The following is a 13,108-nucleotide window of genomic DNA, read 5'->3' on the forward strand; positions in this document are numbered from 1 at the left end:
GCCCTATGACCCATGGGTGGTCACGGTCGTCGTCGACGGCTTCGGGATGGGAGCGATCTCCACGCGCCGGTTTTGCGCGCGCCCCTCATCATTGGCATTCGAACCGACGGGCTGCTCCGCGCCGAATGCGGCGGCGAATACCGACGATGCCGGGACACCTTCGGCGACCAACGCACGCGTCACCGTCAACGCGCGTTGGGCCGACAGCTCCCAATTGTCGGCAAAGTGACGGTTGCCATCGTGCACCGGCTGATCGTCGGTGAAACCACTCACCATCAGGATTTCGTCGCGCGACTTGAGGTAGTTGGAAAGCGGGGCGGCCAGGCTTTTCAGCACATCGCGTCCCTCGGGCTGGAGCTGATCGGAGTTCAGTGCGAACAACACGCTGCCGCGAATGCCGATGCGCCCATTGACGAGGGTGACGCGACCCGCCGCCAGCGGTGCGGCCAGCGCCTGCTCAAGAGCCGTGCGGCGTTGCGCCTCCACCTGGCGTTGGCGAACCGCTTCATCCAGCTTGCTCGAGAGCTGCAGTTGCATGCCGATCACGCCCACCAGGATCAGCACGAACGCCCCCAGCAGCACCGACATCAGATCACCGAAGGCAGCCCAGATCGGCGCACCGGATTCCGCGTCGAACTCGACCTCGTCCGTCATGCCGTTTCGATCCCGGCCGCTGCCCGCTGGCTGGCGAGCTGTTGCATGTCCTCGATGATCTGCTTCTGCGAGAGCACGCTCAGGTCGACAACCTCTCTCGCCTGCGCCACGTAGTACGCCAGTTGTTCGTCACTGCGTCCGAGCGATTTGTCGAGCGCGGCACCGATGTGCTGCAAGTGCTCCATCAACGCGTGGTTCGACTTTCCGAACTGCTCCACGCCTGCGCCGAATGCCTCACCGAGACTGGCCACCTCGGCAGCGCTGCCAGTGATTTGCGCAGCCACCGCGCCGAGCTTGCCGGTTTCGGCATCGATACGGTCGGCAAACCGCGTGCCGATGCGATCCAGCAAGTCGGCCGAGGTGGTGACCAGCGCATCGACGGCGACCCGTTGTTCGGTGGACGCATGATTCACGGCATCAAGCAGGGTTTCCAGCGTCGCCAGCAAACGGCTGCGCTCATCCAGCATCGCGGTATCGCGCACCATGCTGTCGGAAAGTTTCTGGCGCAATTCGGCCACCACTTCGGCAGCAGCTCCGGGTGCTTCCGACGCGGCGGCCACCAGTCGGGAAATTTCGGCGATCGTGTCGCTCGCGTGCACCTGGGTTCGGGCCGAGATGTCGGTGGCGGTGCGCACCAGCGTGTCGCAGATTTCCTGCTGTCGGCTCGCGACATGGTCGCCGGCCTGCTCCCAGTGTTTGCTCAATGCGGTGGTCATCGAACCGAGTGTCGCCGTCCACGTTGCCAAGCGCTCCTGATCGCGAGATTCCAGCCCTGCCTGCAAGTTGGCGTGAGACTGATTCACGTTGCGGACCAACGACGTCGCGTGCTTCTCAAAGGTCTCGGTTGCAGCCGCCAGCGCCTGTTGGTTGCGCGTGGCCAGGTTTTCGTTGGCAGCTTCCTGCCGCGACAGCGCCTGGCCCCATGCGTTTGCGGCGTTGTCCGCGGCGGCATCGAGGTGGGCCGATACGCCTTCGAGCAGTCCGGCCGAACGTTGTTGGAAGGTTTCGGCGAATCGCTCCAGCGAGCGGCGCAGATCGTCGGTCAGCGTCTGGTTCGATTGCCGCTGTGTTGCCACCGCCTGGTCCCAGATGCCCGCCACGTTCGCGGTGGTTGTCTCCAGACCGACCGATAGCCCATCCAGTTGTTGCCGCACGGCGAGCGTCACCGTGTGATGCAGCGAGGCGGTTTCCCGCGCAAGAGCCGCCATCGTGGATTCCACGACGGGCTGCAGGGCCACCCCGGCGGCGCGCGCGCTTTCAGCCACGCTTTCTTTCAGCGACTGCTCGACGGAAGAAGCCAGCCGCGTGTAGACGAGATTCGTCGTCGCGTGAAAGGCCTCCTGACTGGCCATCTGTCGCTCGCTTGCGTCGGCGCTCTGCTGCTCGATGGTCGCCATCATCATCTGCAGTCGATCGATCAAGACAGGCATCGCGTCGGTCTGCTGTTGCAGAAGTTTGAAAGCTTCCTCGCGCTGATGGGCCTGCGAATGGATGCGCAAGGTCGTGGCTGTTTTCGCATCCAGCAGATGCACTGCCTGGAGCCGTTCGCGCCGGCACAGGGCGGAGAGCAAGCCGAGCATCGCGGAACTGGCCACACCAGCGATCGAAGTGCCAAACGCAAACCCAAGCCCGTTGACCGGTGCGGCCAGAGACGTGCGGATGGCCTGCAGGTCCGTCGCGCTTTGCAGTGCCATGCCGGCGCCTCTCAGGGTTGCCATCATGCCCAGCAGCGTGCCCAGCATGCCCAGCAGCACCAGCAGGCCCACCAGATAGGGTGTCAGCGCTGGCGCCGGCAGCGCCACCCGCTCACCCTCGATGCGCAAACGCACCGCGTTCCGCACGCTGGCGTGCAAACCGCCGATCCAGTCACCCAGCCGCGTCGGCGCGACGGACAAATCGGTGACGGCACGTTGCAGTGTGGCGGTGGCTTGACGATAGCGATGCAGTTCGAGCGCACCGGCCAGATAGCAGACGGCGATCAACATCGCGACGGCCATGCCCAGCGGGTTCGCATGGATGTAGCCCAGGCCGATCCAGCAAACGACGGCAAGCCCTGCGAAGAAGATCGAGAGGTGAAGAAAATTTCTAGACATGGTGTCCCTGTTGGCAGGTGCGAAGCGCCTCGAGCAAGCCTTCGACCGGTTGAAATCGAACATCCAGTTCAGCGAGCAAGACGCTCTGCATGTCCTTGCGAAACACGTTCAACCACGCATCATGCGTTGCTGCCGTGGGAAGAACCGATACGGGCACGTCGGCCGGCGTTGCGCGCGCTTGCCGTAGGCGTTCGTAGTGCCTTTCCAGCAATGCGGGCACGGCCGCCAGCAGTGCCTGCTCGCGTGGGCTCAGGGCAAGTTCCATGGCGGCATCCACTGCCGCGAGCCGTGCCATCGCTGTCGATTGCCCGGCAAGCATGTCTCGCAAGCGCCCACGCAAGTTACCGGCAGCCGATTGCATCGCCCTCTGTCTGGCGAGATAGCGCTGACGAAACACCGTGAACCCGGTCGCCTCGCTCGCGTCGCCGTGCCTGGCGGAAGAGTCTCCGGGGCGATGGTGCGTGATGCCGGGCGATTCGAAGTCATCAGCCATGGCCTTGACCAGCGAGCTGCGCACGCGAACGTAATCGTCGTCGGTCACGCCACCCGTTGCCGGGGTATGAGACGGCGCGCCATCGAGCGCCGTGGACAACGCAAGGGCGTGATTCCAGTCCAGCCACTGGCTCAGCCGGTCCGATAGCGATGAATGGGACTGAGAACCCTCGACGTCGGCGAAGCGGGCAAGCAGACGAATGAACGTGGAACCACGGACAGTCATCCGTTGGTGAGCGCGAACCATGCTGATAACAAGACCGTGAATTCACCCCGACGCAAGCGGAACCTGTCGTTGCGAGGAGCGGGACCAACAAAGAAAAGCCCCTGATTTCCCAGGGGCTGATGACAGAAAGCGACTCAGCCTGAGGCGACTCCTAGAACGGAATTTCGTCGTCCGCAAAACCGCTGTCGGCCGGTGCCGGCGACTGTTTCTGGCTGCCGTAGTCGTCGCCACCGCGCGAACCGCCGCCGTAATTTCCGCCGCCTGACGAACGCTGGCCGCCGCCGGAGCTCTGCGGGCGCTCGCGCTGACCGCCACCGCTGGCGCCGCCACCGCCGCCGCCTTCATTGCCGCCAAGCATCTGCATCTCGCTGGCGATCACGTCGGTGCTGTAACGCTCGACGCCGGCCTTGTCGGTGTACTTGTCAGTGCGCAGCGAGCCTTCGATATAAACCTGGCGACCCTTCTTCAGGTAATCGCCGGCGATCTCGGCCAGACGACCGAACAGCTTCACGCGATGCCACTCGGTGCGCTCCTGCTTCTCGCCGGATTGCTTGTCGGTCCACGATTCGGACGTCGCGATGTTGATGGTGGTGATCGCCGTGCCGCTGCCGGTGTGGCGCATTTCCGGATCCGCACCGAGGTTGCCGACCAGGATGACTTTATTGATGCCGCGTGCCATGGGATGTCCTCTGTTGGGCCGGCCGCAAGTGTGGGATGGGTTGCGGGCCGGAGTGATGAATCAGGCCCGCATATCATAGACGTTTCAGGCGCACGGGATGAGATGCAGCGGCATCCCGAAAGCCGATTTGCCCGTATCTACTCCTGCAGTCGTTTCGTCCCGGGCCACCGCGCTCCGAGGCGAGAAACCCCATGGCCACGGGAGAAAGCACCTTGACGATCCGCATGTACTGTCGCGCCTGTGCGCTTGGACTGACCGCTGCGCTGGCGGCCCCCGGCCCCGTTCTCGCCGGGGCGCCCGCAGCCGGTGGAGGCGTGCGCTATGTCGAAGGCAAGGCGTCGAACCCGTCGAGCGGGCAGCTGATGTACATCGAATCGCACTGGATCACTGGCGAAGGCGGCCAGATGTCGCGCCTCGTGCTTTATCGCTGTCCGGACGGCAAACCCTTCGCGCGCAAGATCATCCACGCCAACGGTAACGCGCAGTCACCCGACTTCGAACTGGACGAAGCGCTGACCGGCTATCGGGAGGGCGTTCGCGGCCAGGGCGACAAACGAACGGTTTACGTGCGCGACAAGAAGACCGCCGACGAGCGCACGGCGGCATTGAAGACATCGCCGATGCCGGTGATCGACGCGGGCTTCGACGCGTACATCCGCGTGCACTGGGACAAGCTGGGCAAGGACGGCAGCGACACCCTTCCGTTCCTGATACCCAGCCGCCTGGGCAGCATGAACTTCAGCGTGAAGCGGCTGCCCGACACAACGATCAATGGTCGTGCCGCACGCCTTTACGAATTGGGCTTGTCCAATTGGATCGGCTTTGCACTGCCGCACCTCCATGTCGCCTACGACGCGAACACGCGAGAGCTGCTGAGCTTCGAAGGCATCGCCAACATCCGCGGCAGCAGCGGCAGCAACGTCAAGGTGAAAATCGTTTTCGATCCGTCGAAAGACAAGCGTGCGGAGCAAGCCGATCTCGATGCGGCGGGCAAGCTGGCGCTCGATGGGCGCTGCACGATTCTGTAAACGCGTCGAAAATCAGGCGCCGCTCAGAAATCGATAGCCCACGCCTGGCTCTGTTTTCAGCCAGCGCGGCGACACCGGATCGTCGCCCAGTTTCTGCCGCAGCTTGCCGACCACGATGCGCACGTACTGGCTGTCCGCGGTGTGGGTCGGGCCCCAGAGTTCGCGCAGCAGTTGCTGCTGGGTGACCACGCGGCCGGCGTGATGCAGCAACATCGCCAGCACCGCGTATTCCTTGCGCGTGAGCGCGAGCAACGTTCCATCGAGAGTGACTTCTCGTCGCGCGAGATCAATCGCGAGACGTCCGTCGTCGTAGCGAGGCGGCACGTCCGGCTCGCCGGTGCGATGACGCAGCAGCGCGCGCAGACGCGCCATCAATTCCTGGATGCCGAACGGCTTGGTGACGTAGTCGTTGGCGCCTTGATCGAGCGCGCGAACCTTTTCGCTTTCGGCATCGCGCACCGAGAGCATCAGCACCGGAATCTGGCTCCACTGGCGCAGTTCGGCAAGCACGTCATGGCCGTCCATATCGGGCAGGCCGATGTCGAGGATCACCAGATCCGGTGATTGCGTGGCGGCGAGCGCAAGGCCTTCTTTCGCCGTGGCGGCGAGCAGCACTTCGTAGCCTTCCGCGCGGAGGCCGATGTCGAGGAAGCGGCGAATCTGCGCTTCGTCGTCGATCACCAGGATGCGTGGAGCGGACGATGTCACGTGGAGGTTTCCGTGGGCGCCGGCAGAGGCAGGCTGATGCGGATGGTGGTGCCGATGCCGTCGCCGGACAAGGCTTCGACGCTGCCGCCGTGCGCGCCGATCATGCCGCGGCAGATCGCCAATCCAAGTCCCGTACCTTGCGGCGCGCGATCTCCGCGTGACACCGAATAGAACATGTCGAAGATGCGTGCACGCTCGTCTTCCGGAATGCCGGGCCCACGATCGGACACGTCAATCAGCAAACGCCCGGCGTCGGTATGCACGGTTACTCGCACCGCATCGTCGGGCGGTGAAAACCTCGCTGCGTTTTCCAGGATATTGAACAACGCCTGCTCGATCAGCGCAGGGTGCACATAAAGCAGCACGGCGTCCGCAGGTGCAGTGGTTTCGACGCGCAGGTCCGGGAACAGCTTGCGCAGTCGCGTCACTGATGCCGCGATGATTTCGCTGCTGTCGGTCCAGTCGCGGTTGAGCTTCAGCGTACCGTGGCCCAGTCGCGTCATGTCGAGCAGATTCTGGATATAACGATCCAGCCGCTGGCCCTCGCCGAGAATGGCTTCGAGCAATTGCCGGCGTTCCTCGCGAGGCAGCTTTTCCTCGTAGCTCACCAGCGTTCCCGCCGCGCCGATCATCGACGCAAGCGGCGAGCGCAGATCGTGCGATACCGACGACAGCAAGGCATTGCGCAGCCGTTCGGTTTCGCCCTGCACGCGTGCACCTTCGAGTTCGCCGGACAACCGCGCGCGTTCGAGTGCCTGACCGATGTCCTGCATCATCGCCAGCGCCAGGCTGCGCGTATCGGGATCCGGCTCGCCCGACGTTGCCGGGAAACGGATCGCCGCAACGCCCAGCGCACGCGTCTCATTGCCGAATGGAAGGACCCAGCAGGCGGCGGCATTCAGCGTATCGGTATAACGACCCGCCTGTTCGCCATGGCGGTCGCCCCAGTCCGCGGCAGCGATTTCCTGCGCGGAGAGCGTGAGGTTCGCAGGTACGCTCGTTGCCACGCGCAAGACCTGATCCGCGTCACGGGCAAACATCGCCACCTCGCAACGTAGCGCCTGCGCCAACGCCTTCGCGCCGGCGTCGCGAATACCCGCGGCATCGGTACTCGTGCTCAGTTGCTGACCCAGCGCCAGCAACGCGCGCGCCTGCGCATGCGAGGCGCGCAGCGATTCCACCTGGCTGGCCAGCCGCGTCGCCAGCCGGCTGCAGACCAGCGCCACGACCAGGAACAGCGTCACCGCCAGCACGTCGTCGGCATTCGCGATCGCCAGCGTGTAGCGCGGCGGCGCGAAAAAGAAGTTGTAGCCGACGAAACACAAGATGGCCGTATAGACGGCCACGGCCATGCGTGTTCGAACGGCGACCGCGAGTACCGCGGTCAGGAAGATCAGCGAGAGATTGGCGACTGACAGGTATCGATCGGCGATAAACGACAGCCCGAACGCGACCAGCGTCGCCGCAGTCGCGTAGAGATATTCCCCACGCGATCCGCGCCCGCCCGGAAGTCGCAACCGCCGCCGTGCCTGCGCGCGTTCGGCCGGTGTCGCGATGATGGTGAGCTCGAGATGCGCACCACGGCGCAGTAGTAGCTGGGTCAACGAACGGCCGAGCATGCGCGCCAACGGGCGCTCGCGCGTGCGGCCGAGAATGATCTGGCCAACGCCTTCGCGATCCGCATGGGCGATCAGTTCGTCCGCGATCGCATGGCCGCGCAGGACGATTGATTCGCCGCCGAGTCGTCGCGCGAGCCGCATCGCCGCGTCGAGCTGTGCGCGCCGCGCGGGTTCAAGTGTGCCGCCGTTATCGACAAAGGCCACGCTCCATGGCGCGCCGCGACGCTCGGCAATGCGTCGCGCCATGCGCACCAGGTATTCGCTTTGCGCGTGCCCGTCGACTGCCGCCAGCACGCGTCGTCGCACCGGCATGGCGCCACCGCGCGCGAGCATGTGTTCGCGCAGATCGCTGTCGACATGGCTGGCGATCGTGTCCACTGCAAGCTCGCGCAACGCAGCGAGATTGGTCGGCGAGAAGAAAGCATCGAGTGCGGCAGCAGCCGTTTCGGGAACGTAGACCTTGCCTTGCTTGAGCCGCGCGATGAGTTCGCGCGGCGGCAGGTCGACCAGCACGATGTCGCGCGCACGATCGAGAAACGCATCCGGCACCGTTTCGCGCACGGTGATGCCGGTGATGCGCCGCACCTGGTCGTTGAGGCTTTCCAGGTGCTGCACGTTCAACGCGCTGTAAACCTCGATGCCGGCGTCGAGCAGTTCGGCGATGTCCTGCCAGCGACGTTCGTGGCGACCATCCGGCAGGTTGCGATGCGCGAGTTCGTCGACCAGCAGCACGGCCGGTCGGCGTGCGAGTGCCGCATCGAGATCAAACTCGGTGAAATCGCGATCGATGCCATCGGATGTGCGGTAACGAACCGCACGACGCGGAAGTACTTCCATGCCGTCGAGCAGCGCTGCCGTTTCCGCACGACCGTGCGTCTCGACCAGCCCGACCACCACGTCCACGCCTTGCCGTTTCAGTTCGCGCGCGGTGGACAACATCGCGAAAGTCTTGCCGACGCCGGGCGCGGCGCCGAGAAACACTTTCAGATGCTGGCTTCGTTCGTCATGCGCGGTGCTCAACAAGGCATCGGCACGGGCTTCGCGGGAGGGCTCGGTCATGGGTGCGCCATCTTCGCCGGTTTGCGGGGGATTGGCGCACTCGCGGCGTTTTCATGTGCAAACCGGCTTCGACCACCCCACGGCGAGCATCCACCCCTCACCTCAATCCTCTCCCCGATGGGAAGACGAAGTAGAACGTTGCGAATCCAGCGCGAGGTTGAGCTGCAACACATCCACGCGTGGCTCGCCGAGCATGCCGAGCTGCCGCCCTTCGGTGTATTCGCTCACCAAGGCCTGCACCTGCGACGCGCTCAAGCCGCGCGCACTTGCCACCCGAGCCAGCTGGTATTGCGCGGCGGCGGGGCTGATCTGCGGATCGAGTCCGCTGCCGGACGCGGTCACCAGATCGACCGGCACCGGCGCCGTGTTGCCCGGATCGGCGGCGCGCAGCGCGGCGATGCGCTGCTTCACCGCATCGGTCAGCGCCGGGTTGGTCGGGCCGAGATTGGAACCCGACGACGACGATGCGTTGTACGCGTTCGGACTGGTGGCCGATGGACGACCCCAGAAGTATTTCGGATCGGTGAACGACTGGCCGATCAGTGCGGAACCGACCGGCTTGCCGTCCTTCACGATCAGGCTGCCGTTGGCCTGATGCGGAAAGATCAGTTGCGCGAGGCCAGTGGCAGCCAGCGGATAGAGCACGCCGGTGATGATGGTCATCACCAGCAGCAGGCAGAAGGATTGACGCAGTAGCTTGCTCATGGTCGCCTCAGAAGTGAATGATCGCGTCGATGAGCGCGACCGCCTGGTCGTTTTTCTTGCCGCCGTTGTACGCGTCGACGTCGTAGGAATGCTCGTAGCGAAGCTCCGGCTGGATCTCCAGATCCTGCGACACCCAGTGCGTGATGCCGACGGTGTGGCTGCTGTAGCGCGTGGCGAAGCCGGTGCGCTGTCCGCGTTCGTCGTTGTAGAACTCGTTGCGGATCGACAGCATGTTGCGCGGGCTCAACTCGATGTTGAGATAGTTGACCGCACCGAACGCGCCCGCCTCGCCCGGCAGCGGCGACGATGCCACCACGCCCGGCGTGCCGCCGGGACCGAAGCCGGGAATGTTGCGGCCGAAGATGCGGTACGCCTCGGTGAGGATGTGCACCTTCTCGCTGAAGCGATGACCCCAGGTCATCACGTACATCTGCACGTTGTTGTAGTTGTAGTCGCTGCCGTTGAGGCTGTTGACGCAGGGATACAGCATGTCGTTGTTGCTGGCCGATACCCAGCGCGCGCAGGCTTGCAGCGTGGGACGTGCGGAGTGATTCCACGGTGCCGTGTCGTTGCTCGCGTTGATGCCGAGCTGCACCGTCCACTGAGGGCTCAATCGCGTGCTGGTCATGATGCCCATCTGCGTGTACGGATCGGTGGTGTAGAGAATCGAGTGCGTCATCAGGTAGTTCTGCGGCGAGAACTGCGCCTCGATGTCCGGCGGCGACAGATAGCGTCCGACGCGCACGACCATGCCCTCGGCCACCCACGGGATGTAGAGGTCGCCGTAGAACAGCATCGGATCATCGCCATACACCTTGCCGGCCTGCGGACCGTTCGAGTTGGGGTGATTCAGCAACTGGTTGCTGAAGACGCCCTTCATCACGGTGTAGTGGTAGTCGTAACCGTAGAGGTTGGAGATGTTGAAGCCCCAGTCGATGTGATCGGTCTGCACGGTGTCTTCCACGCGCTGGATGTTGATCACCGCCTGGTCGAATTCGAGCCGGTTCGGCCGCGTGTTGTACGACAGCGGATAGTTGGTGAAGCCCGAGCTGCTGAGGTTGGCCGATGGAGTGATCCAGCCGAATACCTCAATGCGGTTGCGCTGCATCCAGTGACCGAGCGCGTTGCACGCCAGCGCTTTTTCCAGCGGATATTGCGCATTGGTATCCGGCACGCCGATCGGCGCGGGCAAGGCACCGATCTGCCACTCGGACGACGGAAACGGCGGCGAATCGAGGGGCGCATCCATCGCGCGGCGCGGCGTGGGTGTCGCATTCGGATCGGCCGGCTGCGCATCTTCGCGATACGCCGCCGCGAGCCGCGTGCCGAAACCGTTGGAGCAATCGCTGCTGGCCGGCTGCGTCGATGCTGTTGCGCTATCCGCTGCCGTGGCCGATGCGGCCATGGCCTGACCCGCTGGCGCCAGCGCGAGCAGCACGGAGAACGCGATGATCTTTTTCACTTGCATGATGGTTCCTGGATCCGGCCCTCTGAGGAGAGCCGCCTTCTTGGTGTGTTGAATGTTTGCGGTCGGACGTCAGATCCCGGCGTAGCCGCCGAGCACGTAGTCGTCGTTGGCGTTGTCGGTCGACAGCGCTTCGCCGCTGACCCGCGCGGCGGGATGCGCGTGCATCGGCAGCGCGATCACCACGTCGCAGGCCGCATCGTTGGCCGACAGCCGCAGCTCCATGTCGGGATGGGTGTCGTCGGGTAGCGAGAACGAAAGTTTCAGGGTTTGCATGGCGTTGTTCCTCAGGCCAGCCCGAAAAGGACCAGCAGCATGTCGATGAGCTTGATGCCGACGAACGGCACAATCACGCCGCCCAGGCCGTAGACCAGCAGGTTGCGGCGCAGCAGCGCACCGGCACCGAGCGCGCGGTACTTCACACCTTTCAGTGCCAGCGGAATCAACGCGATGATGATCAGCGCGTTGAAGATCACCGCCGACAGGATCGCGCTGCGCGGGGTCGCCAGGTGCATCACGTTGAGCGCGTTGAGCGCCGGATAGGTCGTGGCGAATGCGGCCGGGATGATCGCGAAATACTTGGCGATATCGTTGGCGATCGAGAAAGTCGTGAGGGAGCCGCGCGTGATCAGCATTTGCTTGCCGATCGCCACCACCTCGATGAGCTTGGTCGGGTTGGAATCGAGGTCGACCATGTTGCCGGCCTCTTTCGCGGCCTGCGTGCCGGTGTTCATCGCCACCGCAACGTCGGCCTGCGCCAGCGCCGGCGCATCGTTGGTGCCGTCGCCGCACATCGCTACCAATCGGTTTTCGGACTGGATGTCGCGGATCAGTTTGAGCTTCGCTTCCGGCGTGGCTTCGGCGAGAAAATCGTCGACGCCGGCCTCGGCCGCGATGGCGGCGGCAGTGAGCGGATTGTCGCCGGTGATCATGATGGTCTTGATGCCCATCTTGCGCATTTCGGCGAAGCGCTCCTTGATGCCGACCTTGACGATGTCCTTCAGCTCGATCACGCCAAGCGCGATGGCACCTTCGGTGACGATCAGCGGCGTGGCGCCGCGACGCGCGATGTCCTCGGCCATGCGCTTGAGCAGCGGCGGCAGATGGCTGTTTTGCGCATCGAGATGTTTCTCCACCGCATCGAGCGCACCCTTGCGGATGTGCCGGCTGCCCAGATCCACGCCGCTCATGCGCGTCTGCGCGGTGAACGGCACGAACTGCGCCTCGCCGTCGGCGAGCTGGCGCTCTTCGAGGGCGTACTTTTCTTGGGCGAGCACGATCACGCTGCGGCCTTCCGGCGTCTCGTCGGCGAGCGAAGCCAGCTGCGCCGCTTCGGCCAGCACGTTTTCCGCGATGCCCGGTGCTGGATGGAACGCGACCGCTTGGCGATTACCGAGTGTGATGGTGCCGGTCTTGTCGAGCAGCAGCACGTCGACGTCGCCGGCCGCTTCCACCGCGCGACCGGACGTGGCGATCACGTTGGCGCGGATCATCCGATCCATGCCGGCGATGCCGATCGCCGAGAGCAATGCGCCGATGGTGGTTGGGATCAGACACACCAGCAGCGCGATCAGCACGGTGAGCGTGATCGGATGACCGGCACCGGTCGCCTGCACGCTGTAGATCGAGTACGGCAGCAGCGTGGCGCAGGCGAGCAGGAAGATCAGCGTGAACTTGGCCAGCAGGATGGTCAGCGCGATTTCGTTCGGCGTCTTGCGGCGCTTGGAGCCTTCGACCATCGCGATCATGCGGTCGAGAAAACTCTCGCCCGGGTTGCTGGTGATGCGCACCACCAGCCAGTCCGACAGCACGCGCGTGCCGCCAGTGACCGCGCTGCGATCGCCACCGGATTCGCGGATCACCGGCGCGGATTCGCCGGTGATCGCACTCTCGTCCACGCTGGCTGCACCGATCACCACCTCGCCGTCTCCGGGCATCGAATCGCCCGCTTCGACCAGCACGTGATGGCCGGTGCGCAATTCGCTCGACGGCGTGAAAGTGATCGCTGCGTTCCGATCAGCGGACGCCAGCTTCCTGGCGACGACGTCCTTGCGCGAGCTGCGCAGCGCATCGGCCTGTGCCTTGCCGCGTCCTTCCGCCAGTGCTTCGGCGAAGTTCGCGAACAGCAGCGTGAACCACAGCCACAAACTCACCCAGAAAATGAAACCGGTCGGTGCCTCGCCGTGCCCCGCGAGCGCCTGCACCCACAGCAAGGTGGTCAGCACGCTGCACACGAACACCACGAACATCACCGGGTTGCGGAATTGCAACCGCGGCGACAACTTGCGGAACGAATCGGCCAGGGCCGTGGCGACCAGCGCGCGATCAAAGCTGCGCGCGGCTTGGGTTTGCGAAGTCATGGAAGCGAGTTCCTGAATAA

General features: G+C 64.4%; 11 protein-coding genes. 1 reads left to right on the forward strand and 10 read right to left on the reverse strand.

Features of this window, described 5'->3' with window-relative positions; all coding sequences use genetic code 11:
* Positions 1-3: 3 nt before the first annotated feature.
* From GSQ73_RS00550 to ssb, 4 genes are all read right to left on the reverse strand, one after another.
* The gene (locus GSQ73_RS00550; RefSeq protein WP_158879823.1) at positions 4-654 is read right to left on the reverse strand and encodes an OmpA family protein; all 651 of its coding nucleotides are present in this window, start codon (positions 652-654) and stop codon (positions 4-6) included.
* On the reverse strand, positions 651-2,747 hold the full coding sequence (locus tag GSQ73_RS00555) for a DUF802 domain-containing protein (protein ID WP_158879826.1): 2,097 nt from the start codon (positions 2,745-2,747) through the stop codon (positions 651-653). The genes GSQ73_RS00550 and GSQ73_RS00555 overlap by 4 nt, the downstream gene beginning before the upstream one ends.
* Positions 2,740-3,486 (reverse strand): DUF3348 domain-containing protein, encoded by a 747-nt coding sequence (locus GSQ73_RS00560; RefSeq protein WP_158879829.1) that lies wholly within the window; start codon positions 3,484-3,486, stop codon positions 2,740-2,742. The genes GSQ73_RS00555 and GSQ73_RS00560 overlap by 8 nt, the downstream gene beginning before the upstream one ends.
* 130 nt (positions 3,487-3,616) lie before the next feature.
* Positions 3,617-4,144 carry a single-stranded DNA-binding protein gene (gene ssb / locus GSQ73_RS00565; RefSeq protein WP_158879832.1) on the reverse strand — a complete coding sequence of 176 codons (528 nt, stop codon included), beginning with the start codon at positions 4,142-4,144 and terminating at the stop codon, positions 3,617-3,619.
* 191 nt (positions 4,145-4,335) lie between these two features.
* Between ssb and GSQ73_RS00570 the strand changes: the two genes are divergently transcribed.
* The gene (locus GSQ73_RS00570) at positions 4,336-5,172 is read left to right on the forward strand and encodes a hypothetical protein (RefSeq protein WP_158879835.1); all 837 of its coding nucleotides are present in this window, start codon (positions 4,336-4,338) and stop codon (positions 5,170-5,172) included.
* Between the two features lie 12 nt (positions 5,173-5,184).
* On the opposite strand, the gene GSQ73_RS00575 is transcribed toward GSQ73_RS00570, so the two are convergent.
* The 6 genes from GSQ73_RS00575 to kdpB form a co-directional block, all read right to left on the reverse strand.
* A complete protein-coding gene (locus GSQ73_RS00575; RefSeq protein WP_158879838.1) occupies positions 5,185-5,880 on the reverse strand; it encodes a response regulator transcription factor in 696 nt (231 codons plus the stop codon).
* Positions 5,877-8,558, reverse strand: a complete 2,682-nt coding sequence (locus GSQ73_RS00580; protein ID WP_158879841.1) for a sensor histidine kinase KdpD — start codon at positions 8,556-8,558, stop codon at positions 5,877-5,879. The genes GSQ73_RS00575 and GSQ73_RS00580 overlap by 4 nt, the downstream gene beginning before the upstream one ends.
* Positions 8,559-8,660: 102 nt before the next feature.
* Entirely contained in the window at positions 8,661-9,263 is a 603-nt protein-coding gene (gene kdpC, locus GSQ73_RS00585; RefSeq protein ID WP_158879844.1) for a potassium-transporting ATPase subunit KdpC, read from the reverse strand.
* Between the two features lie 7 nt (positions 9,264-9,270).
* Positions 9,271-10,731, reverse strand: coding sequence for an outer membrane beta-barrel protein (locus tag GSQ73_RS00590; protein ID WP_158879847.1), 1,461 nt, complete (start codon positions 10,729-10,731; stop codon positions 9,271-9,273).
* Between the two features lie 69 nt (positions 10,732-10,800).
* Positions 10,801-11,004: a hypothetical protein gene (locus GSQ73_RS00595; protein WP_158879850.1), complete on the reverse strand. Its 204-nt coding sequence runs from the start codon at positions 11,002-11,004 to the stop codon at positions 10,801-10,803.
* Between the two features lie 11 nt (positions 11,005-11,015).
* Positions 11,016-13,088, reverse strand: coding sequence for a potassium-transporting ATPase subunit KdpB (kdpB, locus tag GSQ73_RS00600; RefSeq protein ID WP_158879853.1), 2,073 nt, complete (start codon positions 13,086-13,088; stop codon positions 11,016-11,018).
* Positions 13,089-13,108: the final 20 nt, after the last annotated feature.

The sequence above is a fragment of the Rhodanobacter sp. L36 genome (assembly GCF_009765755.1).
Classification (GTDB): Bacteria; Pseudomonadota; Gammaproteobacteria; order Xanthomonadales; family Rhodanobacteraceae; genus Rhodanobacter.